Source organism: Klebsiella sp. PCX, assembly GCF_021869705.1.
GTDB lineage: Bacteria > Pseudomonadota > Gammaproteobacteria > Enterobacterales > Enterobacteriaceae > Klebsiella > Klebsiella quasipneumoniae.
This window is the reverse complement of sequence record NZ_CP091527.1, coordinates 5,110,116-5,133,261: the sequence shown is the minus strand read 5'-3', so window position 1 is coordinate 5,133,261 and position 23,146 is coordinate 5,110,116. Positions and strand designations below refer to the sequence as shown.

Here is a 23,146-nt window from a genome sequence, read left to right as displayed (position 1 = left end):
GCTAAGGCTACTCTCATATCGGCCCGGTCAGCACACCATGAAACAAGTTACCTTTGCTCCTCGCAACCACCAGCTCACCAACACCCGCACCTGGACCCCCGACAGCCAGTGGCTGGTGTACGACGTTCGCCCGTCCGGCGCGTCGTTCACCGGCGAGACCATAGAGCGAGTGAACGTAAACAGCGGCGCGGTGGAGACCATTTATCGTGCCACGCAAGGCGCGCACGTCGGCGTGGTGACCGTGCATCCAACCCAGGATCGCTATGTGTTTATTCATGGCCCCGAGCGGCCGGATGCACAGTGGCAGTATGATTTTCATCACCGTCGCGGGGTGGTGGCCTTTCAGGGAGCCGTCGAGAATCTGGACGCCATGGACATTACCGCCCCTTACACCCCCGGGGCGCTGCGCGGCGGCAGCCACGTCCATGTCTATAGCCCCAACGGCCAACTGGTCAGTTTTACCTACAACGATCATGTGCTGCATGAGCGCGACCCGGCGCTGGATCTGCGCAACGTCGGCGTGGCGGCGCCGTATGGACCAGTGACGCCGCCGGGCCACCATCCGCGCGAATACGGCGGCAGCCACTGGTGCGTGCTGGTGAGCCGCACGACGCCGACTCCCGCGCCGGGCAGCGATGAGATTAATCGCGCCTATGAAGAGGGCTGGGTCGGGAACCATGCGCTGGCGTTTATTGGCGATACGCTGGCGGAAAACGGCGACAAAGTCCCGGAGCTGTTTATTGTCGAGCTGCCGCAGGATGAAGCCGGCTGGAAGCAGCCCGGCGGGGCGCCGCTGGCGGGCACCGCAACCACGATGCCGGCGCCGCCGGCGGGCGTCAGTCAGCGTCGTTTGACCTTCACTCATCATCGCCGCTACCCGGGGCTGGTGAACGTTCCGCGCCACTGGGTGCGCGCCAATCCGCAGGCGACGGCGATAGCCTTTCTGATGCGCGACGACGCCGGCGTAGTGCAGCTATGGCTTATTTCCCCGCGGGGGGGCGAGCCGCGGCAGTTGACGCATCACGCGTCGGGTATCCAGTCGGCGTTTAACTGGCATCCGTCGGGAGAGTGGCTGGGCTTTGTACTGGAGGGGCGGATTGCCTGCTGTCATGCCGGCACAGGCGATATCACCTTTTTAACCGAGGCGCATGCTCATGCGCCCTCGGCGGACGCGATCGTCTTTTCGCCAGACGGTAAACAGATTGCCTGGATGGAGGAGGTGGACGGTTATCGTCAGCTGTGGGTTACGCAGACCGGGCGATAACTTACTGGGCAGGCATAGGCGCTGGCGGGATCACCGAGTTGGTCGCCAGCGTGGCCTTCTCGCTCTTTTCGACCCGAGATTTGATTGAGCTGTCGGTGCGGAACATATCCCACGGCAGCAGCAGGGTATCCATGACGGCGGTGAACGGCATGTCCAGCGCCACCAGCGATTTCACACCCCAGTTGGTATTGCTGTCCCCCAGCGTTTGCGCACTGGATCGCGTGCCCGGATAGGTTCCCTCTTTGCCACCGGTATGTGACATTACGCTGGAGCAACCGCTCAGGCTTATTATCCCGCTGAACAGGACCAGCTTTAACAGTCGTCTGCTTTTCATTGTTCTTCCATCGTCGTTTCGGGCGTTGAGATAACCTTGTTGGGTTATATCGGGCCATCCCGTGAATGCATAGCGTTATTGCGCCGCACTGTGGCGGGCATCGCACTTTGCTTTTTGTGCTCCTCCCCCCAGTCTAAGCAATCATCGGCAAACTGCAAAAAAAAACGCCCCGAATCCCTTGAAAAGGACGGGGAGAAACCCATTTTATAGGTGTAACCCGCTGAGAATACGCCTGAGGGGTATTCCGGATTACCGCGGCCTGTCCACGATGGAAGGTCATTTGATTCTCGCTGATTTTCAGGAGCTATTTATTATGCGTAACTTCGATCTCTCCCCGCTTTATCGTTCAGCCATTGGTTTCGACCGCCTGTTTAACCTGCTGGAAAACAATCAAAGCCAGAGCAATGGCGGCTACCCTCCGTATAACGTCGAGCTGGTAGACGAAAACCACTATCGCATCGCCATCGCGGTGGCCGGCTTTGCTGAAAGCGAACTGGAGATCACCGCCCAGGACAATCTGCTGATCGTCAAAGGCGCCCACGCTGCCGAGCAGAAAGAGCGGACCTACCTGTATCAGGGGATCGCCGAGCGCAACTTCGAGCGCAAATTCCAGCTAGCGGAAAACATTCATGTCCGCGGCGCCAACCTGGTAAACGGTCTGCTTTATATCGATCTGGAACGGGTGATCCCGGAAGCGAACAAGCCGCGCCGTATCGAAATCAACTAATTGTCTCTCTCAGGCCGCAAGGCGGCCTGATGTAACAACCTGCTCGCCGTCAGGGAGCAGATGCGAATTCACGCAATTCGCAGACATTCACTCGCTTCTTAGAAGGAGAAAACAGTATGCGTAACTACGATTTATCCCCCCTGCTGCGTCAATGGATCGGTTTTGACAAACTGGCCAGCGCCCTGCAAACCGCCGGTGAAAGCCAGAGCTTCCCGCCCTATAACATCGAAAAAAGCGACGATAACCACTACCGCATCACCCTTGCGCTGGCCGGTTTCCGTCAGGAAGATCTGGATATTCAACTGGAAGGCACCCGTCTGGTGGTAAAAGGCACGCCGCAGCAGCCGGAAAAAGAGACCACCTGGCTACACCAGGGGTTGGTGAGCCAGGCCTTCAGCCTGAGCTTCACCCTCGCTGACAACATGGAGGTCTCTGGCGCGACCTTCACCAACGGTCTGCTGCATATCGATCTGACCCGCAATGAGCCTGAGCAGATCGCCCCGCAGCGTATCGCCATCAGCGAACGACCGGCGTTAAATAGTTAATTAAGCGAATAACTTATAAGGCCCCGATTTTCGGGGCTTTTTTGTGCCTGTCTGTTTGCTGGTATTGTGCGCCAGGCAGCATACAACCCGCCTGGCCGCGGTCATAATCCCTGTTAATAATAATGTTATTCACAGGGACGGTACCATGAGTGAGATAGCATTGACGGTCAGCGTACTGGCGCTGGTGGCGGTGGTTGGGTTGTGGATCGGCAATGTCAAAATCCGCGGCGTTGGCTTTGGTATTGGCGGCGTGTTATTTGGCGGCATTATCGTCGGTCACTTTGTCGATCAGGCGGGCGTCGCCCTCAGCAGCCCGATGCTGCATTTTATTCAGGAATTCGGCTTGATCCTGTTTGTCTACACCATCGGTATCCAGGTGGGACCGGGCTTTTTCGCCTCGCTGCGGGTCTCAGGCCTGCGGCTCAATTTGTTCGCTATCCTGATCGTGATTCTCGGCGGCCTGGTCACCGCGGTGCTGCATAAGCTGTTCAATATTCCTCTCCCGGTGGTGCTTGGCATCTTCTCCGGCGCGGTGACCAACACGCCGGCGCTGGGGGCCGGGCAGCAAATCCTGCGCGATCTCGGGGTGCCGTTCGAGGTGGTCGATCAGATGGGGATGAGCTACGCGATGGCGTATCCGTTCGGCATCTGCGGCATTCTGCTGACCATGTGGCTGGTACGCCTGTTCTTTCGCATCAATGTCGAGAAAGAGGCCCAGCAGTTTGAGGAGAGCAGCGGCAACGGCCATGCCCATTTGCACACCATCAACGTGCGGGTGGAGAACCCCAACCTCCACCAGATGGCGATTCAGGATGTGCCGATGCTCAACAGCGACAATATCGTCTGTTCGCGGCTGAAGCGCGGTGAGCTGCTGATGGTGCCTGCGCCGGGAACCCTTATCCAGGCCGGCGATCTGCTGCACCTGGTGGGGCGGCCGGAGGATCTGCACAATGCGCAACTGGTGATCGGCCAGGAGGTGGCCACCTCGCTGTCAACGCGCGGCACCGACCTGAAGGTGGAGCGGGTGGTGGTGACTAACGAGAAAGTGCTGGGGAAGAAAATACGCGATCTGCACGTCAAACAGCGCTATGACGTGGTGATCTCCCGGCTTAATCGCGCAGGCGTCGAACTGGTGGCCAGCAGCAGCGCCAGCCTGCAGTTTGGCGATATCCTCAACCTGGTCGGCCGTCCGGAGGCGATTGACGCCGTGGCCGCCGAGCTGGGTAACGCCCAGCAGAAGCTGCAGCAGGTTCAGATGCTGCCGGTATTTATCGGCATCGGCCTCGGGGTACTGCTGGGTTCTATCCCGTTGTTTATTCCCGGCTTCCCCGCCGCCCTGAAGCTGGGGCTGGCCGGAGGGCCGCTGATTATGGCGCTGATCCTCGGGCGTATCGGTAGCATCGGCAAGCTGTACTGGTTTATGCCGCCGAGCGCCAACCTGGCGCTGCGCGAGCTGGGGATCGTGCTGTTTCTGGCGGTGGTCGGGCTAAAATCGGGGGGCGACTTTGTGGCGACCCTGACCCAGGGCGATGGCCTGAGCTGGATCGCTTACGGCATTTTCATCACCGCCATCCCGCTGCTGACGGTAGGCATTCTCGCGCGCATGCTGGCGAACATGAACTATCTGACGCTGTGCGGCATGCTGGCCGGCTCGATGACCGACCCGCCGGCGCTGGCCTTCGCCAACAATCTGCACGCCACCAGCGGCGCGGCGGCGCTCTCTTACGCTACCGTCTATCCGCTGGTGATGTTTCTGCGGATTATCACCCCGCAGCTACTCGCCGTGCTGTTCTGGGGGCTGAGCTAGCGGGCTTTGGGCCTGGACGCGGCGCAGGTGATAGTCCACCTGATACTCGCTGGCGTTGCGGAACATGACCGAATAGTTAAGAAACTCGCCGCTGTCGCTGTAGGAAAGGGAGGTAATACGCAGCAGCGGCGTCTGCTCCGGGACGTTCATTGAGCGCGCCAGCTGCCTGTCCGCCAGCACCGGCGTCAGCGTTTCATAGTTCCCGCTGATGATGATCCCGCACTCCTTCTCAATATAATCAAATTTCGACCCTTCCAGATGACTCAGCGACAGGTTGCGGAACAGCTTCACCGGCATATAGCTATCCTCCAGCATCAGCGGCTTGCCGTCGACGAAGCGCACCCGCCGTGAGAAGTAGATCCGTTCATCAATTTTAATCCGCAGCAGACTGGCGATGGCCGGCGGGGCGGGCATCACCTCGAAGGCCAGCACCTGACTCACCACCTCTTTACCCTGTTTGCGCAGCACTTCCGCCAGGCCGGTGAGATTGCTGGTTTCATGATGGACGTCTTTGCGCGCCACGTAGGTCCCCGAGCCGTGACGACGGACCACCAGCCCCCAGTCCACCAGCAGGTCGATGGCTTTGCGGATGGTCATGCGCGCCACCCCGAACTCCTCGGCCAGTTTTTTCTCTCCCGGCAGCGGGCTGCCGATGGCGAAGTCGGCAGAATTCAGCCGTAGCCGCAGGCGGTCAGCAATGGATTTGTAGATCACCAGTAGTCCTCTTGTACAGGAAAGGGCGAGGTTATTTTCTTCACCTGTTAGCAAAAAATAGGTTTTAAGACAGATAGTTATTATCCATTCATTAGATCGATTACATCCTTTAGCTTATCGATGTCTAACTTTTGTTAGCGAAGTAGACAACTTTGGCCAAATTAAAACCATGAAAGCGATCACGAATCGCAACGGCGCGGCATGTTGTCGGACGGGCAAATTCCTATTCTCGAGTGAGGCCGGTAACCAAGAAAAAGAAGGCCATTCACCCTACGAGTTGTTATATGAGGATTTCCCAATGCTCAGTCAAATACAACGCTTTGGCGGCGCCATGTTTACCCCGGTTTTATTGTTTCCTTTCGCCGGGATCGTGGTCGGTATCGCCATTATGTTGCGCAACCCGATGTTCGTCGGCGAAGCGCTGACCGCACCCGACAGCCTGTTTGCACAAATCGTTCACATCATCGAAGAGGGCGGTTGGACCGTCTTTCGTAATATGCCGCTGATTTTCGCCGTCGGCCTGCCGATTGGCCTGGCGAAACAGGCCCAGGGCCGGGCCTGTCTGGCGGTACTGGTGAGCTTTCTCACCTGGAACTACTTTATCAATGCCATGGGGATGACCTGGGGCCACTTCTTCGGCGTCGACTTTTCCGTTGAACCCACGGCCGGCAGCGGCCTGACGATGATTGCGGGGATTAAAACCCTCGACACCAGCATTATCGGGGCGATCGTCATCTCCGGCCTGGTGACGGCCCTGCATAATCGCTATTTCGATAAACCCCTGCCGGTGTTCCTCGGCATCTTCCAGGGCTCATCGTTTGTGGTCATTGTCGCCTTCCTCGCGATGATCCCCTGCGCCTGGCTGACGCTGCTCGGCTGGCCAAAAGTCCAGCTGGGTATTGAATCGCTACAGGCCTTCCTGCGCTCTGCCGGCGCGCTTGGGGTGTGGGTTTACATCTTCCTTGAGCGCATTCTGATCCCCACCGGCCTGCACCACTTCGTCTATGGCCCGTTCATCTTTGGCCCGGCGGTGGTGGAGGGGGGACTACAGGTCTACTGGGCAGAGCATCTGCAGGCGTTCAGTCAGAGTACGGAACCGCTGAAGACGCTGTTCCCGGAGGGCGGCTTTGCCCTGCACGGTAACTCGAAAGTGTTTGGTTCGGTGGGCATTGCGCTGGCGCTCTACTTCACCGCCGCGCCGGAAAATCGCGTCAAGGTTGCCGGCCTGCTGATCCCCGCCACGTTGACCGCGATGCTGGTCGGGATCACCGAGCCGCTGGAGTTCACCTTCCTGTTCATCTCGCCGCTGCTGTTCGCCGTCCACGCGGTGCTGGCGGCGTCCATGGCGACGGTAATGTACATCTGCGGGGTGGTGGGCAATTTCGGCGGCGGCCTGCTCGACCAGTTCTTGCCGCAAAACTGGATCCCAATGTTTCATCACCACGCCTCGATGATGTTCATTCAGATAGGTATTGGTCTCTGTTTCACCGCTCTCTACTTCGTGGTCTTCCGCACCCTGATCCTGCGTCTGAACCTGAAGACGCCGGGCCGGGAAGAGAGTGAAATCAAGCTCTACAGCAAGGCCGACTATCAGGCAGCGCGGGGTAAAACCACGGCGGCGGCCGTGCCAGAGACCCGGCTGGGCCAGGCCGCTGGCTTCCTGCAGGCCCTCGGCGGCGCCGGCAACATTGAAAGTATCAATAACTGCGCCACCCGACTGCGCATCGCGCTGGTCGATATGGCGAAAACGCAAAGTGACGACGTCTTTAAAGCGCTGGGCGCCCACGGGGTAGTTCGCCGCGGCAACGGGATTCAGGTCATCGTCGGCCTGCACGTTCCCCAGGTGCGCGACCAGCTGGAAAACCTGATGAAAGATTCTCTTTCGACCGAACATACCACCATGACGGAGGCAGTATCATGAAAAAATTCTCAGTTGTTATCGCAGGCGGCGGCAGCACCTTCACTCCGGGCATTGTCCTGATGCTGCTGGCAAACCAGGATCGTTTTCCGCTGCGGTCGCTGAAATTTTACGACAACGACGGTGCGCGCCAGGAGACCATCGCCGAGGCGTGCAAAGTGATCCTCAAAGAGCAGGCGCCGGAGATTGAATTCAGCTATACCACCGATCCGCAGGCGGCGTTTACCGATGTTGATTTCGTCATGGCGCATATCCGCGTCGGGAAATATCCGATGCGTGAACAGGATGAGAAAATCCCGCTGCGCCACGGCGTGCTGGGCCAGGAGACCTGCGGACCGGGCGGGATCGCCTACGGTATGCGCTCTATCGGCGGCGTGCTGGAGCTGGTGGATTATATGGAAAAATATTCGCCGAATGCCTGGATGCTCAACTACTCCAACCCGGCGGCGATTGTGGCGGAAGCCACCCGCCGTCTGCGGCCAAACGCCAAAATCCTCAACATCTGCGATATGCCAATCGGTATCGAAGGGCGGATGGCGCAGATTGTTGGCCTCAAAGACCGTAAACAGATGCGCGTGCGCTACTACGGCCTCAACCACTTCGGCTGGTGGACCTCGATTGAGGACCTCGACGGCAACGATTTGATGCCAAAACTGCGCGAATATGTGGCGAAATACGGCTATGTGCCGCCTTCTAACGACCCGCACACCGAGGCCAGCTGGAACGACACTTTTGCCAAAGCGAAAGATGTGCAGGCGCTGGATCCGCAGACCATGCCGAATACCTATCTGAAATATTACCTGTTCCCGGACTACGTGGTGGCCCACTCCAACCCGGAACGCACCCGCGCCAATGAGGTGATGGATCATCGCGAGAAAAACGTCTTCAGCGCCTGCCGGGCGATTATTGCCGCCGGGAAATCCTCCGCTGGCGATTTGGAAATTGACGAACACGCGTCGTATATCGTCGATCTGGCGACGGCCATCGCCTTTAACACCCAGGAAAGGATGCTGCTGATTGTGCCGAACAACGGCGCGATCCATAACTTTGACGCTGACGCGATGGTGGAAATTCCTTGCCTGGTGGGTCACAACGGGCCGGAGCCGCTGACGGTCGGCGACATCCCGCACTTCCAGAAAGGGATGATGAGCCAGCAGGTGGCGGTGGAAAAACTGGTGGTCGATGCCTGGGAACAGCGCTCTTACCACAAGCTGTGGCAGGCGATTACCCTGTCGAAAACCGTGCCGAGTGCCTCGGTGGCAAAAGCGATCCTCGACGACCTGATTGCCGCCAACAAAGATTACTGGCCGGAGCTGCATTAATCCCCGCCGTTGACCGGCGCCCTGCGGGGCGCCGGTTCTTCTCCCCGGTTCCTGATTTACGCTATGCTGAAGCCTGCTGCGCGATGAACAAGGAACCGTCATGAAAATCTCCCGCCTCGGCGAAGCGCCGGATTACCGCTTTTCGCTGGCTAACGAACGTACCTTTCTGGCATGGATCCGCACGGCGCTCGGTTTTCTCGCCGCTGGCGTCGGTCTTGACCAGCTGGCGCCAGACTTTGCCACGCCGCTGATCCGTGAAATTCTCGCCCTGCTGCTGTGCCTGTTTGCCGGCGGCATGGCCATCTATGGCTATCTGCGCTGGCTGAATAACGAGAAGGCGATGCGCCTGAAGCAGGATCTCCCCTATACCCGGACGCTGCTGGTGATTAGCATCCTGCTGCTGGCGGTGGTGGTCGCGGTGATGCTGCTGGTGCTGTATGGCGGATAAACGCCGGGCGCGGCGGGAAAGCGACCCGGGACTACAGCCAGAGCGTACCTCGCTGGCCTGGTTTCGCACCCTGTTGGGCTATGGCGCGCTGATGGCGCTGGCGATTAAGCACAGCTGGCACCGCGCCGGACTGCCTTTCTGGCTATCGATCGGCGTGCTGACGATAGTGGCGGTGATACTCTGGGGCTATACCCGCCGTCGTCATCTGATGGACATCGACGACAGCGATTTTTTACAGCCGCGGGCGGTTCGTGACAAATTTTTGATCGCACTCGCAGTACTTTCTTTGGCATTCCTGTTTGCTGTTACTCACCTTCAACAGATCGTTTTATTCATTAGGGATATGTCATGACAGGATGTCCGGCGAATTTGCCTCTTACTCATGCCCCCGGCCAGCACCATGACACTCCCTTTCAGGCTGTCGTTGTGGAGGCGCATCATTGCCATCAACCGCAGGCGTTCTATGCGCAGCTGCGTCAACAGGGACTCACGGCTATCCATTTTATTCCGCAGCTGGCGGCCGGCGACGCCGCGCTGTGGGGTGAGTTTCTCTGCGCAGTCTTTCACCGCTGGGTGCGGGAAGATATTGGCCGTATCAATATTTTGCTGTTTAGCGAGACGCTGAGCGCCTGGTGCGGCGAGTTGATAACGCAGGCGGGAGCGCCGGCGGCCAACAGCGCCTGCTACGGCTGTCCGTGGCTACGCCTGTGCCGCTGCGGCGAACAGGAAGACCCGCTGTGTGCGGGTTACCGACAGTTTTACGATCTCAGCGGGCCCTATATGCGGGTGATGCGGGACCTGCGCCGACAGCAGCGGCCGCCAGAGGCGTTGATGCCGCTGCTGCGCTGAAGATTAGCGCCCCTTCGCCAGATACTGCGCCATCTCCTCTTCCGGCACCATTCCGCCGCCGGTGGCCCACACCAGGTGGGTCGCCTGCTGCAGCTGCTGCTCACTCAGCCCCTGCAGCTGATGGTACGCTTTGCTGGCGCAGACGCGCTGCGGCCCGGCCATTCCGGCCAGCGCGGAGGGTTCAAGGCGGATATTTTCCGCTGTCGCCAGCCAGCCCAGCATGTCATACATCGTCTGGTCATCAAGGGTATAGAACCCGTCGAGCAGGCGCTCCATTGCCCGGCCAACGAAGCCGGACGCCCGGCCGACCGCCAGACCGTCGGCGGCGGTCAGATTATCAATGCCTAAATCCTGCACCGCTATCTGGTCATGAAGCCCGGTATAGACGCCGAGCAGCATGCAGGGGGAGTGGGTCGGTTCGGCGAACAGGCAGTGAACGTGGTCGCCAAAGGCCAGCTTGAGGCCAAACGCCACGCCGCCAGGGCCGCCGCCGACGCCGCACGGCAGGTAGACGAACAGCGGATGGTCGGCATCGACCACCCGTCCGGCTTTGGCGAACTGCGCCTTCAGGCGCTCGCCGGCCACGGCATAGCCGAGGAACAGCGTGCGCGAATTTTCATCGTCGATGAAAAAGCAGTTCGGGTCTGATTCCGCCGCCTTGCGCCCCTGTTCGACCGCCACGCCGTAGTCCTCTTCATACTCCACCACCGTCACGCCGTGGCTGCGCAGTTTGGCCTTTTTCCACGCCCGGGCGTCTGCGGACATATGCACGGTAACCTTAAAGCCGATGCGGGCGCTCATGATGCCGATCGACATCCCGAGGTTGCCGGTGGAGCCGACGGCGATGCTGTACTGGCTGAAGAACTGTTTAAACTCCGGCGTCAGCAATTTGCGATAATCGTCTGCGGTAGTCAGCAGTCCGGCTTCCAGCGCCAGCTTTTCCGCATGGGTCAGCACTTCATAAATGCCGCCGCGCGCTTTGATCGAGCCGGAGATCGGCAGATGGCTGTCTTTTTTCAGCAGCAGTTCGCCGCCAATCGGCTGGCCGAATTTTTGCTCAAGGCGGTGCTTCATTGCCGGAATGGCGACTACTTCCGATTCGATAATCCCACCGCTGGCGGCCGTTTCCGGGAAGGCTTCCGCCAGATAGGGCGCGAAGCGCTGCAGGCGGGCATGGGCGCCCTGCACGTCGTCGGCGGTCAGGCCGACGTAAGGCAATCCCTCCGCCAGAGAGGTGGTGGCGGGGTTAAACCAGGTGGTTTCTTTCAGGGCGATCAGATCCTGCACAAGCGGGAAGGTCGCGGTTAAGGTGGTCAGGTCAGCGTGTTTCATCATACGTCTCTTTGCGCTCAGATAATGAAAGAAAGCAGGAAGGTGGCGGCCAGTGCAAGTAGCGACGCGATAAAAGTCGCCGTCGTGTAGTACTTGAAGGTTTCACTGAGGCTGGCGCCGCAGTACTGTTTTACCAGCCAGAACAGGGAATCGGTGACGATCGTGCAGCCAATGGCGCCGGAACCGATGGCAATGGCGATGATCTCCGGGCTGACGCCGGGATAAAGCGGCAGCATCGGCGCGACGATGGCGGTAGCGCCCATCATCGCCACGGTGGCGGAGCCAACGGCGGCATGCAGGATAAGCGCCACCAGCCAGGCCAGCAGAATCGGGTGCATATCAAGGTTCGATAGGATCACCGCCAGGCTATCGGCCAGGCCGCTGGATTTTAAAATCGCGTTGAATGCGCCGCCTGCGCCGATAATCAGCAGGATGTTGGCGATAGACCCAAAGCCGTTTTCCGTATGGGTCAGCAGGACGCCCATCCCCATCTGCCGACGAATGCCGAGCATGTAATAGGCGACAAAGACGGCGATAAACATCGCGGTGATGGGGTTGCCGATAAATTCCAGCACCGTATACAGCGTGCCGCCTTTCTCCATGTTCAGTTCGGCGACGGTTTTCACCAGCATCAGGCCAATCGGCAGCAGTACGGTAAACAGCGTGGCGCCGAGTGACGGCAGCGTCGACGCCTCGCGGACCTCAAGGTTGGCAAATTCGGCCGGAACCGGTTTGTACGGCAGGCGGTTGCCTAACGCTCTGAGAAACAGCGGACCGCCAACCAGCGAGGCGATCAGACCGACCAGCAGGCCATAAACAATCACTGTGCCGATATCGGCGCCCAGTTTGTTCGCGACAAACAGGGCCGCCGGATGCGGGGGGACCACGCAGTGCACCGCCATCAGCGCGGTACACAGCGGAATAGCCAGCTTCAGTAGCGAGGTATTGGTTTTTTTGGCGATGGAGAAGGCCAGGGGGATCAGCAGGACCACGCCGACTTCGACAAACAGCGTGATGCCGCAGATCAGGCCGACCAGCACCATAATCACGTCCGCCGACAGCCAGCGGCAGCGCTGCAGCGTCAGGCCGATGCGCTCCGCCGCGCCGGAGACCTCCATCATCTTCCCGAGAATGGTGCCGAGACCGATCACCGCCGCAAGGAAGCCCAGCGTACCGCCGATGCCGCTCTCAATAGCGTTGACCATCTCCAGCGGGCCCATCCCCATCATCGCGCCGACGAAAAAGCTCGCCAGCAGCAGCGCCAGAAATGGATGAAACTTCAGTTTGACGATCGTTAAGACGATTAACACGATGCTGATCAGCAGCGTGCTCACAACCCAGACTTGCGAACCCATATTCCACCTCGCCTGTGAATAATCTGGCCTTATTGAAGCGAGAATCGTCATGGGCTGACAAACGATAAAAATGGGCTTTAGGGTGAGGAGAATTGAATCAAATGGGTGATTTAGCTCAAAAACAGACCATTAAATATGCTATGGGTCAAATTAACTCACCCTTTTGCGGCAAAACCGGCGTGATTTTTTTATCATCAACAGCCACTGTATTTGCCAGGAGCGCGTGATGGATGTGCTAAAAACCTTAGGTACCCGGTTGCTGAACGGCTGGCAGCTCTCCAGGCTGTCGACCTTTGAGGTGGCGGCGCGGCACGAGTCGTTTGCCCTGGCCGCCGACGAGCTGGCGCTCACGCCTGGCGCCGTCAGCCACCGGATTAATCAACTTGAAGAGGAGCTGGGGATCCTGCTCTTTGTCCGCTCGCATCGCAAAGTTGAGCTGACGCGTGAAGGTAAGCGGGTCTACTGGGCGCTGAAGTCGTCGCTGGATGGTCTCAATCAGGAGATCCTCGACATCAAAAACCAGGAGCTCTCCGGCAGTCTGACGGTCTACTCGCGGCCCTCTATCGCCCAGTGCTGGCTGGTGCCGGCTCTGGGTGACTTTACCCGCCGTTACCCGGCCATCTCCCTCACCGTGCTGACCGGCAACGAGAACGTTAACCTGCAGCGGACGGGCATCGATCTGGCGATCTATTTTGATGATGCGCCGTCGTCGCAGCTGAGTCACCATTTTCTGATGGATGAGGCGATCGTGCCGGTATGTACGCCGAATTACGCGCAACAGCGGCAGTTAATATCGAATCCGGGCAATCTGCGCCACTGTACGTTGCTCCACGACCGCCAGGCATGGAGCAACGATTCCGGCACCGACGAGTGGTATAGCTGGGCGCAGCAGTTTGCGGTGGAACTGCCGCCATCATCGGGGATTGGCTTCGATCGTTCCGATTTAGCGACGATTGCGGCGATGAATCATGTCGGGGTGGCGATGGGGCGTAAGCGGCTGGTGCAGAAGCGGCTGGAGAGTGGGGAGTTGATCGCCCCGTTTGGCGATATGACGCTGAAATGCCACCAGCACTACTATGTAACCACCCTGCCGGGTCGCCAGTGGCCGAAAATCGACGCCTTTATCGAGTGGCTGCACAGCCTGACATAAGACAAAAGCAGCCACCGGGAGGTAGCCCGGATAAGGCGTCAGCCGCTATCCGGGGCACGGCCGCCGCGCTTATACCGGCTGCTGATGATGGGTAAAGCGCGAGGCCAGCGGCAGCCAGCACAGCAGAATCAACAGACCCATCAGCATCATCAGCAGACCGAGACTGCCCTGACCGTTTTGCGGCATCATCGCCGACAGCCAGGCCAGTACGCCGGAGCCGATATTCTGCAAGCCGCCAACCAGCGCCCCGGCGGTACCGGCGAGGAACGGGAATGGCTCCATCGCGCCGCTGGTGGCCAGCGGGAACAGCATGCCGGCGCCGAAGAAGAACAGCGCCGCCGGCACCAGCAGGGTCCAGACGGTCATGACGCCCAGCAGCCCCGGGATCCACATCATCAGACCCGCCAGCAGGCAGCAGATAACCGATTGCCACATCAGTGTCGGGAAACGCTTGTTCGGGCGTCCGGCAAACCAGGCGCCGAAGAAGGCCGCCGGGATCGGCAGAATAAACAGAATACTCACCGCCATGCTGCTCAGGCCGAGCACCGCGCCCATCAGTACGCCGGAACAGGCTTCGAATACCGCAATCCCCGCCAGGCCGCCGATCAGCATCAGCAGATAGCAGTTAAACGCGCCAGTGCCGAACAGCGTTTTGTAGCTGGCCAGAAGTTTGGTGCGCGGCGCGCCCTCCGGGCGCGTTTCCGGCATCCATTTCGCCATGCTGAAGGTCACCCCGGCGCACAGAACCAGCAGGAAAGCGTAACAGGCGCGCCAGCTCCACAGGGTGTCGAGGATGCCGCCGAGCAACGGGGCAATCAGCGGGCTGACCAGAATACCCATATTTAACAGGCTATTGGCATGACGCAGCTGGGCGCCTTCGTACAGATCGCGGGGCAGGGTGCGCGCCATCACGCCGCCGACGCCGGTGCCCATCCCCTGCATGGCGCTGGCGGCGATCAGCACCGGCAGGCTATGGGTGGTCATGGCGACCAGCGTCGCCAGCATAAAAATCGACATCCCGACAAGGATCACCGGGCGGCGACCGATGCGGTCGGAGAGCGGGCCGTAAAACAGCTGTGAAATACCGTAGGTCAGCAGGTAGGCCGCCATCACGCTTTGAACCGCCCCTTCGCGAACGTTCAGCGCGACCGCCATGTCGGCGATGGCCGGAATATATATGGTCTGCGCCATCTGGCCAACGGCCACCAGCAGTACCAGCATCAACAACAAATTGAAGTTTTTATGCCGTTTCATGTCGATGAATACTTTGTGAGTAAAGAGAAATGAAGAATATGTGACTGGCACATCCCGTAATCGATGGAGGAATCTACCATATAAAAATGACAGAACAACTGCAAAGTGCCGATTGTTGAGGGAATTCCAGGCAGATTATGTAAACAGGAACGGCAACTAATGTTGCCATTGCAGGCTACGCAAGGCGCAGGAGGATCGCCCCGGCGGCAATCCCGCAGGCGGCGAAGATGCGCAGCGGCATCAGTTGCTCTTTCAGGACGATAAAAGCGATCAGCGCGCCGAACAAAATGGAGGTTTCACGCAGCGCGGCGACCACCGCCAGCGGCGCCTGGGTCATCGCCCACAGCGCCAGGCCGTAGGAGCCCATGGTGCCGATACCGCCGAGGATACCTTTTCGCCAGTGCAGGCGCAGATAGCGGCTGGCTTCAGCGCGGCGGGTCATCATTGCCCAGCTTAGCAGGCAGAAGCCGTTCATAAAAAAGGTCCACAGGGTGTAGCCCAGCGCCGAGCCCGCCAGCCGGACGCCGGTGCCGTCCACCAGCGTATAGCCGGCGATGAAGCAGGCGTTGATCAGCGCCAGCACGATGCCTTTGCGCGAGCTGGCGCGGCCGTTAAAGGCCATCGCCAGAATAGCCAGGCAGATGACGCCGATGCCCAGCCAGGCCAGCGGCGACAAACGATCGCCGAGAAACAGCACACTTATCGCCGCCACCAGCAATGGGGCAGTTCCCCGCATCAGCGGATAGGTCTGGCTCATATCCGACACCTGATAGGTCTTCGCCACCAGCACCGTATACACCACCTGTAACGCGCACGACGCCAGCAGATAGGGGGCGCTGGCCAGCGAGGGCTGCGGGGAAAAGGGCAGCATCACCAACGCGATCAGCGCGGCCGAGCCGCTGACGCCGATCGCCGCGTACATTTTATCGCCGCTGGCTTTGACAATAGCGTTCCAGCTGGCGTGCAGCAGGGCGGCGAACAGCAAAATGCAGAATACGGTGATGGTCATCGCAGACAGGTTCAACAGTGAAGGTCACCGGACTGTAACACGCGCACGCGCTGCCAGCCAGCGGGGGCTACAGCGAACAAAACAGGCGATGCGTCACCCGCGGTTCATCGTACACCGGGCGAAAGCCAAGTCTTTCATAAAAGGGCCAGGCCTGCGCCGGGGCGTGGGTGTTCAGAAAATCAAACCAGGCGCTGGAGTGGGTGATAACCGAGACCAGCAGCTGCTGGCCGATCCCCCGGCGGCGGTAGCGCTCGCTGATGTAGAGATGGCGAATACGCCCGGCCCGCGGCTGCGGGCTGAAGGGATCGCTATTGATGCCGCATACCCCAACCAGCTGGTGGTTCACAAAGGCGCCCAGCAGCGTTTCGCCCGGCGCGGTAAAGCGGTTTTTGCCGCTCTGCCAGTTTTCCGCCAGGCGGCGCAGCATATTGAAATGCTGTTCAAGGCTTTCGGTGCGCAGCGCCGCGAACCCCGGGGCATCCGGCGTCGTGGCGGCAATTAACAGGGGTGGCATAGCTTCCTCCATCAAGTCATCCCGGGACGCCCGGCGGGCGCCTGCAGGGGGGCGGTTTCCCGCCCCCCTCAGGTGCGACTTGAACCTGAATCAGCGGAACTGTTTCAGGACTGCATCAAGTAGTTGCAACACAGCAACCATGAGTTTCAGGATTAAAATAATAATATCCATTCCGCCCATACGCGCGTCTCCTGTGGTTAAGGAGCACAATAAGCTGACGTACCTTTCCGCTGCCTGTTGCCAGCTTATCCCTGCCTGTCGCCGGCGGCGTCGCCCTGGCCAATGATTGCTCCTTCCGTGGACGGCTTCCCGGCCCGCCGCCAGCAACGACAGGGGTGCGCAGCGCTGAACCACGCGTTGCCGCGCGGACCAGTGACTGCACGTTGTTGACGTAACACAGTGTGCTCTCTCGGGGTTAAGGCACTGACGGCACCACCCGTTTCAGCCAGGACTTCGTTGCGCCGGTCAAACTTGCGGCCCCCGAATGGCACACCATGAACACACCCAGTATAGATAAATACTGTATGGATGAACAGTATTTTTTGGACAAATCCGCCGCTCTCGCCCATACTCTATGACAGAGAAAAAGCGACCTTAAATTGCGCGAACTGCAGCGATCGCGTATACTTTTGGCGTTGACGTAATACAGTGTGCTTGCGGCTACCACCTGTAACCATACTGATAAAAACCTCGCTCCGGCGGGGTTTTTTGTTTTCTGCCCTTTTGCGCCGAACTGTGATCTTTCGCGCAAATTTTCGTGGATGAAAATAAATCCATTGTGAAAACGTAAAACCTGTGTTTGTATAAATTCAGCTTATTTTTCGACACAACAGGTCCCTAATGAACGCAACCCTGATCGCTTCGACCCTACTAAAAACCGCGCCAGCCGCGGTGGTCGTCGTGTCTGTGGTGGTCGTCGTCGGCAATGCGCCGTAGGGTCCGGAACAACACGAATTCCAAACCCCGCCGGCGCAAACCGAGCGGGGTTTTTTGTTGGCGAGCCCCCCGGTAAAGTCGGCCCAGAAGAAAAGGACTGGAGCATGGCAAGTTCGGGCACCACATCAAACACAATGCGCTTTACCGGCGCGCAGCTGGTTGTTCATTTACTGGAACGCCAGGGTATCACTATGGTTAGCGGCATTCCGGGCGGCTCCATCCTGCCTATTTACGATGCCTTAAGCCAGAGCACGCAGATCCGCCACATCCTGGCGCGCCACGAGCAGGGCGCGGGCTTTATCGCCCAGGGGATGGCGCGTACCGAAGGCAAACCAGCGGTCTGTATGGCCTGCAGCGGCCCGGGGGCGACGAACCTGGTGACGGCGATCGCCGATGCCCGCCTGGATTCGATTCCATTGGTCTGCATCACCGGCCAGGTGCCGGCATCGATGATTGGCACCGACGCCTTCCAGGAAGTGGACACCTACGGCATCTCTATCCCCATCACCAAACATAACTATCTGGTGCGCGACATCGCTGAGCTGCCGCAGGTGATCAGCGACGCCTTCCGTATTGCTCAGTCCGGGCGTCCCGGGCCGGTGTGGATAGACATTCCTAAGGACGTACAGTCGGCGACCATTGAGCTGGAAACGTTGCCGGAACCGGGCGAGCGCGCCGCTCCGCCGGCATTCGCCCCCGAAAGCGTGCGCGAAGCGGCGGCGATGATCAATGCGGCGAAGCGTCCGGTGCTCTATCTGGGCGGCGGGGTGATTAACGCGCCGCAGGAGATCCGTGAGCTGGCGGAAAAAGCCAATCTGCCGACCACCATGACCCTGATGGCGCTGGGCATGCTGCCGAAGGCGCACCCGCTGTCGCTGGGGATGCTGGGGATGCACGGCGCGCGCAGCACCAACTTCATTCTGCAGGAAGCGGATTTACTGATTGTTTTAGGCGCGCGTTTTGATGACCGGGCGATTGGCAAGACCGAGCAGTTCTGCCCGAACGCGAAGATTATCCACGTCGATATCGACCGCGCCGAGCTGGGCAAAATCAAGCAACCGCACGTGGCGATTCAGGGCGATGTGGCGGAAGTCTTAGCCCAACTGAACCCGCAGATTGAGGCGCAGCCGCGCGAGGAATGGCGCCAGCTGGTGGCCGACTTGCAGCGCGAATTCCCTTGCGCCATCCCGCAGGAAAGCGACCCGCTTTCCCATTACGGCCTGATTAACGCCGTGGCCGCCTGCGTGGATGATGAAGCGATCATCACTACCGACGTTGGCCAGCACCAGATGTGGACGGCGCAGGCCTACCCGCTCAACCGTCCGCGCCAGTGGCTGACCTCCGGCGGCCTCGGCACCATGGGCTTCGGCCTGCCGGCGGCGATTGGCGCGGCGCTGGCGAATCCGCAGCGCAAGGTTATCTGCTTCTCCGGCGACGGCAGCCTGATGATGAATATTCAGGAGATGGCTACCGCCGCTGAAAATCAGCTGGATGTAAAAATTATTCTGCTGAACAACGAAGCGCTGGGGCTGGTACATCAGCAGCAGAGCCTGTTTTATCAGCAGGGCGTTTTTGCCGCCACTTATCCAGGGATGATTAACTTTATGCAGATTGCCGCCGGTTTTGGCCTGCAAACCTGTGATTTAAATAACGAAGCCGATCCGCAGGCGGCGCTGCAGGCGATCATCGCTCGTCCGGGCCCGGCGCTGATTCACGTGCGCATCGACGCGCAGCAGAAAGTGTATCCGATGGTACCGCCGGGTGCGGCCAATACTGAAATGGTGGGGGAATAAGCCATGCAAAAACACTGTGATAACGTCATTCTGGAACTCACCGTCCGCAACCACCCCGGCGTCATGACCCACGTCTGCGGGCTTTTTGCCCGCCGCGCCTTTAACGTCGAAGGGATTCTTTGTCTACCGATTCAGGGCAGCGAACACAGCCGCATCTGGCTGCTGGTGAACGACGATCAGCGTCTCGGGCAGATGATTAGCCAGATTGAAAAGCTGGAAGATGTCACCAAAGTGGCGCGTAACCAGTCCGATCCCACCATGTTTAACAAAATTGCGGTGTTCTTCGAGTAAATCGCGCAAGGCTTGAACGGTAAGGTGCTTATGGTTAAGGTAAGCGCCTTTGCCGGATGGCGCTGCGCTTATCCGGCCTACGGACACAGCGCTTTGTCGCCTCAGGCACCAGGACCCTATCATGACCACCATCGCCCTTATTGACGATCATTTGATTGTCCGCTCCGGCTTTGCTCAGCTGCTGGGGCTGGAAACTGATTTTCAGGTTGTCGCCGAATTTGGCAGCGGCCGCGAGGCGCTGGCGGGGTTGCCGGGGCGCGGCGTTCAGGTCTGTATCTGCGATATCTCAATGCCGGATATTTCCGGGCTGGCGCTGCTCAGCCAGCTGCCGAAGGGGATGGCGACCATCATGCTGTCGGTGCACGACAGCCCGGCGCTGGTCGAGCAGGCGCTTAACGCCGGCGCGCGGGGCTTTCTGTCGAAACGCTGCAGCCCGGACGAACTTATCGCCGCGGTGCGCACGGTGGCGGCGGGCGGCTGCTATCTCACACCGGATATCGCCATGAAGCTGGCCGCCGGGCGCCAGGATCCGCTCACCAAACGCGAACGCCAGGTGGCGGAAAAGCTGGCGCAGGGCATGGCGGTGAAAGAGATCGCCGCTGAGCTCGGACTGTCGCCGAAAACCGTCCACGTTCACCGCGCTAACCTGCTGGAAAAGCTGGGCGTCAACAATGACGTCGAGCTGGCGCGCCGTATGTTTGACAGCTGGCAATGAAGACCATACTCCCGCGCCTGCTGTCGGTGATCGGCTGCGCCTTTATCTTCGCCGCCGCCTGGTTTTGTCTGTGGAGCATCAGCCTGCATCTGGTGGAGCGCGCCGATCTGGCGGTGCTGCTGTTCCCCTTCGGCCTGCGTTTGGGGCTGATGCTGCAGTGCCCGCGCGGCTACTGGCCGGTGCTGCTGGGAACCGAGTGGCTGCTGATCTTCTGGCTGGCGCAGGAAGTGGCGCTGGCGCACCCGATAATATTGATGACCGGAAGCCTGCTGACCCTCCTGCCGGTGGCGCTGATCTCGCGATATCGCCAGCAGCGCGACTGGCTGACGCTTCTGCGTCAGGGCGGGGCGTTAATGGCCGCCGCGCTGCTGCAATCGCTGCCCTGGCTGGCGGAGGGGGACGAGGGTCTTAACGCCCTGCTGTTGACGCTCACCGGCGGCCTGACTCTGGCGCCGACCTGTCTGGTGTTCTGGCACTACCTCACCAGCACCGTCTGGCGGCCCCTGGGGCCGTCGCTGGTGGCGCAGCCGGTAAACTGGCGCGGGCGGCATCTGATCTGGTATCTGTTGTTATTCACCATTAGCCTGTGGCTGCAGCTTGGGCTGCCCGCTGAGCTCTCCCGCTTTACCCCGTTTTGCCTTGCGCTGCCGATTATCGCCCTCGCCTGGCACTACGGCTGGCAGGGCGCGCTGATCGCCACATTGATGAACGCTATCGCCCTGATTGCCAGCCAGACCTGGCACGATCACCCCGTCGATCTCCTGCTTTCGCTGCTGGCGCAGAGCCTCACCGGACTGCTGCTGGGGGCGGGGATCCAGCGATTGCGCGAGCTTAACCAGTCGCTACAGAACGAGCTGGCGCGTAATCGTCGTCTGGCGGATCGCCTGCTGGAGACCGAAGAGAGCGTGCGCCGCGACGTCGCGCGCGAGCTCCATGATGATATCGGCCAGACCATCACCGCAATACGCACCCAGGCGGGGATCGTCCAGCGGCTGGCGCCGGACAACGCCAGCGTTCGCCAGAGCGGCCAGCTGATTGAACACCTCTCGCTGGGGGTTTACGACTCGGTGCGTCGCCTGCTGGGCCGCCTGCGTCCGCGCCAGCTTGACGACCTGCCGCTGGAGCAGGCGGTACGTTCTCTGATGCGCGAGATGGAGCTGGAGGACCGCGGCATTGTCAGCCATCTCGACTGGCGGATTAACGAGGCGGGACTGAGCGAAAACCAGCGCGTGACCCTGTTCCGCGTCTGCCAGGAGGGACTGAACAATATCGTCAAGCACGCCAGCGCCAGCGCCGTGACCCTGCAGGGCTGGCAGCAGGAGGAGCGACTGATGCTGGTGCTGGAGGATGACGGCTGCGGCCTGCCGCCGGGCTCCAGCGCGCAGGGATTCGGTCTGACCGGCATGCGCGAGCGCGTGACCGCCCTGGGGGGCACGCTGACGATCTCCTGCACCCACGGTACCCGGGTGTGCGTCAATCTACCGCTGCGTTACGCCTGAGAGGATCGCTGATGTTCGCCTTTTTAAAAGCCCCGCCTGACGCTGCGCCGATTAGCGATAAACGCGAGCTTGATGCGCGTTATCGCTACTGGCGCCGCCATATCCTGTTGACCATCTGGCTGGGCTACGCGCTGTTCTATTTCACCCGCAAAAGCTTTAACGCCGCGGTGCCTGACATTCTCGCCAGCAACGTGCTGACCCGCAGCGATATCGGTCTGCTGGCCACGCTGTTTTACATCACCTACGGACTGTCGAAATTTTTCTCCGGTATCGTCAGCGACCGCTCCGATGCCCGTTATTTTATGGGGTTGGGGCTTATCGCCACCGGGGTGGTGAATATTCTGTTCGGTTTTTCTTCCTCACTGTGGGCCTTCGCCCTGCTGTGGGCACTGAACGCCTTCTTTCAGGGTTGGGGCTCGCCGGTCTGCGCCCGGCTGCTGACGGCCTGGTATTCACGCACCGAACGCGGCGGCTGGTGGGCGCTGTGGAATACGGCGCATAACGTGGGCGGCGCGCTGATCCCGATGGTGGTGGGAGCGGCGGCGCTACATTACGGCTGGCGCACGGGGATGACCATCGCCGGCGGCCTGGCGATCCTCGCCGGATTATATCTGTGCTGGCGGCTGCGCGATCGTCCGCAGGCGGTGGGGCTACCCGCCGTGGGCGACTGGCGTCACGATGCGCTGGAGATTGCCCAGCAGCAGGAGGGCGCCGGGCTGACGCGCAAAGAGATCCTCACCCGATACGTGCTGGCAAACCCCTATATCTGGCTGCTGTCGCTGTGCTATGTGCTGGTGTACGTGGTGCGGGCGGCGATTAACGACTGGGGCAATCTGTATATGTCGGAGACGCTTGGCGTCGATCTGGTGACCGCTAACTCGGCGGTGACCATGTTCGAGCTGGGCGGATTTATCGGCGCGCTGGTGGCGGGGTGGGGCTCGGATAAGCTGTTTAACGGCAATCGCGGACCGATGAACCTGATCTTCGCCGCCGGCATTTTGCTGTCGGTTGGCGGCCTGTGGCTGATGCCGTTCGCCAGCTACGTGATGCAGGCGGCCTGCTTCTTCACCACCGGTTTCTTTGTCTTCGGCCCGCAGATGCTGATCGGCATGGCGGCGGCGGAGTGTTCGCATAAAGAGGCCGCCGGGGCGGCTACCGGGTTTGTCGGCCTGTTCGCATATCTTGGCGCGTCGCTTTCCGGCTGGCCGCTGGCGCAGGTAATGGATATCTGGCACTGGACCGGATTCTTCGTGGCGATCGCGATTGCCGCCGGCATTTCCGCGCTGCTGCTGCTGCCGTTCTTAAACGCGCAGGCGCCGCGCGCCGCCAGTGAAGCGTGATGCATCTCACTCTTTCGCCGCGAATGGGGC

General features: G+C 60.0%; 26 protein-coding genes and 1 other annotated feature. Of the genes, 17 read left to right on the top strand and 9 right to left on the bottom strand.

Going from position 1 to position 23,146, the window contains the following annotated elements; genetic code table 11:
* The first annotated feature begins 37 nt into the window (after positions 1 to 37).
* Positions 38 to 1,264, top strand: coding sequence for a DUF3748 domain-containing protein (locus tag GQR96_RS24580; protein ID WP_049092140.1), 1,227 nt, complete (start codon positions 38 to 40; stop codon positions 1,262 to 1,264).
* A gap of 1 nt (position 1,265) precedes the next feature.
* Here GQR96_RS24580 and GQR96_RS24575 read toward each other — a convergent pair whose 3' ends face one another.
* A complete protein-coding gene (locus tag GQR96_RS24575) occupies positions 1,266 to 1,598 on the bottom strand; it encodes a YceK/YidQ family lipoprotein (RefSeq protein ID WP_004202272.1) in 333 nt (110 codons plus the stop codon).
* Positions 1,599 to 1,842: 244 nt separating this feature from the next.
* Positions 1,843 to 1,918: a sequence feature (ROSE (Repression Of Heat Shock gene Expression) occurs in the 5'-region of heat shock genes and acts as an RNA thermometer to modulate expression.), on the top strand.
* Between GQR96_RS24575 and ibpA the strand changes: the two genes are divergently transcribed.
* The 3 genes from ibpA to GQR96_RS24560 all read left to right on the top strand — a co-directional run bounded on the left by ibpA (position 1,912) and on the right by GQR96_RS24560 (position 4,677).
* Positions 1,912 to 2,325, top strand: a complete 414-nt coding sequence (gene ibpA, locus GQR96_RS24570; protein WP_004151523.1) for a small heat shock chaperone IbpA — start codon at positions 1,912 to 1,914, stop codon at positions 2,323 to 2,325. It overlaps the preceding feature by 7 nt.
* A 116-nt stretch (positions 2,326 to 2,441) precedes the next feature.
* Positions 2,442 to 2,870 (top strand): small heat shock chaperone IbpB, encoded by a 429-nt coding sequence (gene ibpB / locus GQR96_RS24565; RefSeq protein WP_004145074.1) that lies wholly within the window; start codon positions 2,442 to 2,444, stop codon positions 2,868 to 2,870.
* 145 nt (positions 2,871 to 3,015) lie between these two features.
* Positions 3,016 to 4,677 carry a putative transporter gene (locus GQR96_RS24560; protein ID WP_004202271.1) on the top strand — a complete coding sequence of 554 codons (1,662 nt, stop codon included), beginning with the start codon at positions 3,016 to 3,018 and terminating at the stop codon, positions 4,675 to 4,677.
* Here the strand turns inward: GQR96_RS24560 and GQR96_RS24555 are convergent.
* Positions 4,645 to 5,391, bottom strand: a complete 747-nt coding sequence (locus GQR96_RS24555; protein WP_043522861.1) for a GntR family transcriptional regulator — start codon at positions 5,389 to 5,391, stop codon at positions 4,645 to 4,647. The genes GQR96_RS24560 and GQR96_RS24555 overlap by 33 nt on opposite strands.
* A 298-nt stretch (positions 5,392 to 5,689) precedes the next feature.
* Here GQR96_RS24555 and GQR96_RS24550 point away from each other — a divergent pair, with 298 nt between their 5' ends.
* The 5 genes from GQR96_RS24550 to GQR96_RS24530 all read left to right on the top strand — a co-directional run bounded on the left by GQR96_RS24550 (position 5,690) and on the right by GQR96_RS24530 (position 9,928).
* The gene (locus tag GQR96_RS24550; RefSeq protein WP_004202268.1) at positions 5,690 to 7,312 is read left to right on the top strand and encodes an alpha-glucoside-specific PTS transporter subunit IIBC; all 1,623 of its coding nucleotides are present in this window, start codon (positions 5,690 to 5,692) and stop codon (positions 7,310 to 7,312) included.
* Entirely contained in the window at positions 7,309 to 8,631 is a 1,323-nt protein-coding gene (locus GQR96_RS24545; protein ID WP_017899668.1) for a 6-phospho-alpha-glucosidase, read from the top strand. Before GQR96_RS24550 ends, GQR96_RS24545 begins: the two co-directional genes overlap by 4 nt.
* 100 nt (positions 8,632 to 8,731) lie before the next feature.
* Positions 8,732 to 9,079: a YidH family protein gene (locus GQR96_RS24540; protein WP_004202264.1), complete on the top strand. Its 348-nt coding sequence runs from the start codon at positions 8,732 to 8,734 to the stop codon at positions 9,077 to 9,079.
* Complete coding sequence (locus GQR96_RS24535) at positions 9,069 to 9,431, top strand: DUF202 domain-containing protein (RefSeq protein WP_004202261.1); 363 nt, start codon at positions 9,069 to 9,071, stop codon at positions 9,429 to 9,431. The genes GQR96_RS24540 and GQR96_RS24535 overlap by 11 nt, the downstream gene beginning before the upstream one ends.
* A 74-nt stretch (positions 9,432 to 9,505) precedes the next feature.
* Positions 9,506 to 9,928 carry a radical SAM protein gene (locus GQR96_RS24530; protein ID WP_025999188.1) on the top strand — a complete coding sequence of 141 codons (423 nt, stop codon included), beginning with the start codon at positions 9,506 to 9,508 and terminating at the stop codon, positions 9,926 to 9,928.
* A 3-nt stretch (positions 9,929 to 9,931) separates the two neighbouring features.
* Here GQR96_RS24530 and dsdA read toward each other — a convergent pair whose 3' ends face one another.
* Together dsdA and dsdX are read right to left on the bottom strand one after the other, a co-directional pair.
* Positions 9,932 to 11,260: a D-serine ammonia-lyase gene (dsdA, locus tag GQR96_RS24525; protein ID WP_065904181.1), complete on the bottom strand. Its 1,329-nt coding sequence runs from the start codon at positions 11,258 to 11,260 to the stop codon at positions 9,932 to 9,934.
* A 17-nt stretch (positions 11,261 to 11,277) separates the two neighbouring features.
* Positions 11,278 to 12,615, bottom strand: a complete 1,338-nt coding sequence (gene dsdX / locus GQR96_RS24520; protein WP_004202257.1) for a D-serine transporter DsdX — start codon at positions 12,613 to 12,615, stop codon at positions 11,278 to 11,280.
* 92 nt (positions 12,616 to 12,707) lie between these two features.
* On the opposite strand from dsdX, the gene GQR96_RS24515 reads away from it, so the two are divergent.
* Both GQR96_RS24515 and dsdC read left to right on the top strand, forming a co-directional pair.
* Positions 12,708 to 12,842, top strand: a complete 135-nt coding sequence (locus GQR96_RS24515) for a hypothetical protein (RefSeq protein WP_032425824.1) — start codon at positions 12,708 to 12,710, stop codon at positions 12,840 to 12,842.
* Complete coding sequence (gene dsdC / locus GQR96_RS24510) at positions 12,842 to 13,765, top strand: DNA-binding transcriptional regulator DsdC (protein ID WP_069135957.1); 924 nt, start codon at positions 12,842 to 12,844, stop codon at positions 13,763 to 13,765. The genes GQR96_RS24515 and dsdC overlap by 1 nt, the downstream gene beginning before the upstream one ends.
* A gap of 69 nt (positions 13,766 to 13,834) precedes the next feature.
* Here the strand turns inward: dsdC and emrD are convergent, their stop codons facing one another.
* From emrD to GQR96_RS24485, 5 genes are all read right to left on the bottom strand, one after another.
* On the bottom strand, positions 13,835 to 15,019 hold the full coding sequence (gene emrD, locus GQR96_RS24505) for a multidrug efflux MFS transporter EmrD (protein ID WP_004202254.1): 1,185 nt from the start codon (positions 15,017 to 15,019) through the stop codon (positions 13,835 to 13,837).
* A gap of 175 nt (positions 15,020 to 15,194) precedes the next feature.
* Positions 15,195 to 16,028 (bottom strand): DMT family transporter, encoded by an 834-nt coding sequence (locus GQR96_RS24500; RefSeq protein WP_049092136.1) that lies wholly within the window; start codon positions 16,026 to 16,028, stop codon positions 15,195 to 15,197.
* Between the two features lie 67 nt (positions 16,029 to 16,095).
* Positions 16,096 to 16,542: a GNAT family N-acetyltransferase gene (locus GQR96_RS24495; protein WP_004202251.1), complete on the bottom strand. Its 447-nt coding sequence runs from the start codon at positions 16,540 to 16,542 to the stop codon at positions 16,096 to 16,098.
* A gap of 90 nt (positions 16,543 to 16,632) precedes the next feature.
* Positions 16,633 to 16,752: a type I toxin-antitoxin system toxin TisB gene (gene tisB / locus GQR96_RS24490; protein ID WP_004145059.1), complete on the bottom strand. Its 120-nt coding sequence runs from the start codon at positions 16,750 to 16,752 to the stop codon at positions 16,633 to 16,635.
* Between the two features lie 450 nt (positions 16,753 to 17,202).
* Positions 17,203 to 17,370, bottom strand: coding sequence for a hypothetical protein (locus GQR96_RS24485; RefSeq protein ID WP_072096580.1), 168 nt, complete (start codon positions 17,368 to 17,370; stop codon positions 17,203 to 17,205).
* Positions 17,371 to 17,382: 12 nt separating this feature from the next.
* On the opposite strand from GQR96_RS24485, the gene ivbL reads away from it, so the two are divergent.
* From ivbL to GQR96_RS24455, 6 genes are all read left to right on the top strand, one after another.
* Entirely contained in the window at positions 17,383 to 17,478 is a 96-nt protein-coding gene (gene ivbL / locus GQR96_RS24480) for an ilvB operon leader peptide IvbL (protein ID WP_002923286.1), read from the top strand.
* A gap of 104 nt (positions 17,479 to 17,582) precedes the next feature.
* The gene (ilvB, locus tag GQR96_RS24475) at positions 17,583 to 19,271 is read left to right on the top strand and encodes an acetolactate synthase large subunit (protein WP_017899674.1); all 1,689 of its coding nucleotides are present in this window, start codon (positions 17,583 to 17,585) and stop codon (positions 19,269 to 19,271) included.
* A 3-nt stretch (positions 19,272 to 19,274) separates the two neighbouring features.
* Entirely contained in the window at positions 19,275 to 19,562 is a 288-nt protein-coding gene (gene ilvN / locus GQR96_RS24470) for an acetolactate synthase small subunit (protein WP_017899675.1), read from the top strand.
* A 121-nt stretch (positions 19,563 to 19,683) separates the two neighbouring features.
* Entirely contained in the window at positions 19,684 to 20,277 is a 594-nt protein-coding gene (uhpA, locus tag GQR96_RS24465; protein WP_023319382.1) for a transcriptional regulator UhpA, read from the top strand.
* Positions 20,278 to 20,294: 17 nt separating this feature from the next.
* Positions 20,295 to 21,776, top strand: a complete 1,482-nt coding sequence (gene uhpB / locus GQR96_RS24460) for a signal transduction histidine-protein kinase/phosphatase UhpB (protein WP_025999189.1) — start codon at positions 20,295 to 20,297, stop codon at positions 21,774 to 21,776.
* A gap of 11 nt (positions 21,777 to 21,787) precedes the next feature.
* The gene (locus GQR96_RS24455) at positions 21,788 to 23,116 is read left to right on the top strand and encodes an MFS transporter (protein WP_004202243.1); all 1,329 of its coding nucleotides are present in this window, start codon (positions 21,788 to 21,790) and stop codon (positions 23,114 to 23,116) included.
* The last annotated feature ends 30 nt before the right edge of the window (positions 23,117 to 23,146 follow it).

What these genes read in the sequence shown, in the direction of transcription:
- GQR96_RS24580 (WP_049092140.1), top strand. Translation starts at nt 38, where the DNA reads ATGAAACAAGTTACCTTTGCTCCTCGCAACCACCAGCTCACCAACACC.
- GQR96_RS24575 (WP_004202272.1), bottom strand. Translation starts at nt 1,598, where the DNA reads ATGAAAAGCAGACGACTGTTAAAGCTGGTCCTGTTCAGCGGGATAATA.
- ibpA (WP_004151523.1), top strand. Translation starts at nt 1,912, where the DNA reads ATGCGTAACTTCGATCTCTCCCCGCTTTATCGTTCAGCCATTGGTTTC.
- ibpB (WP_004145074.1), top strand. Translation starts at nt 2,442, where the DNA reads ATGCGTAACTACGATTTATCCCCCCTGCTGCGTCAATGGATCGGTTTT.
- GQR96_RS24560 (WP_004202271.1), top strand. Translation starts at nt 3,016, where the DNA reads ATGAGTGAGATAGCATTGACGGTCAGCGTACTGGCGCTGGTGGCGGTG.
- GQR96_RS24550 (WP_004202268.1), top strand. Translation starts at nt 5,690, where the DNA reads ATGCTCAGTCAAATACAACGCTTTGGCGGCGCCATGTTTACCCCGGTT.
- GQR96_RS24545 (WP_017899668.1), top strand. Translation starts at nt 7,309, where the DNA reads ATGAAAAAATTCTCAGTTGTTATCGCAGGCGGCGGCAGCACCTTCACT.
- GQR96_RS24540 (WP_004202264.1), top strand. Translation starts at nt 8,732, where the DNA reads ATGAAAATCTCCCGCCTCGGCGAAGCGCCGGATTACCGCTTTTCGCTG.
- GQR96_RS24535 (WP_004202261.1), top strand. Translation starts at nt 9,069, where the DNA reads ATGGCGGATAAACGCCGGGCGCGGCGGGAAAGCGACCCGGGACTACAG.
- dsdA (WP_065904181.1), bottom strand. Translation starts at nt 11,260, where the DNA reads ATGAAACACGCTGACCTGACCACCTTAACCGCGACCTTCCCGCTTGTG.
- dsdX (WP_004202257.1), bottom strand. Translation starts at nt 12,615, where the DNA reads ATGGGTTCGCAAGTCTGGGTTGTGAGCACGCTGCTGATCAGCATCGTG.
- dsdC (WP_069135957.1), top strand. Translation starts at nt 12,842, where the DNA reads ATGGATGTGCTAAAAACCTTAGGTACCCGGTTGCTGAACGGCTGGCAG.
- emrD (WP_004202254.1), bottom strand. Translation starts at nt 15,019, where the DNA reads ATGAAACGGCATAAAAACTTCAATTTGTTGTTGATGCTGGTACTGCTG.
- GQR96_RS24500 (WP_049092136.1), bottom strand. Translation starts at nt 16,028, where the DNA reads ATGACCATCACCGTATTCTGCATTTTGCTGTTCGCCGCCCTGCTGCAC.
- GQR96_RS24495 (WP_004202251.1), bottom strand. Translation starts at nt 16,542, where the DNA reads ATGCCACCCCTGTTAATTGCCGCCACGACGCCGGATGCCCCGGGGTTC.
- ivbL (WP_002923286.1), top strand. Translation starts at nt 17,383, where the DNA reads ATGAACGCAACCCTGATCGCTTCGACCCTACTAAAAACCGCGCCAGCC.
- ilvB (WP_017899674.1), top strand. Translation starts at nt 17,583, where the DNA reads ATGGCAAGTTCGGGCACCACATCAAACACAATGCGCTTTACCGGCGCG.
- ilvN (WP_017899675.1), top strand. Translation starts at nt 19,275, where the DNA reads ATGCAAAAACACTGTGATAACGTCATTCTGGAACTCACCGTCCGCAAC.
- uhpA (WP_023319382.1), top strand. Translation starts at nt 19,684, where the DNA reads ATGACCACCATCGCCCTTATTGACGATCATTTGATTGTCCGCTCCGGC.
- GQR96_RS24455 (WP_004202243.1), top strand. Translation starts at nt 21,788, where the DNA reads ATGTTCGCCTTTTTAAAAGCCCCGCCTGACGCTGCGCCGATTAGCGAT.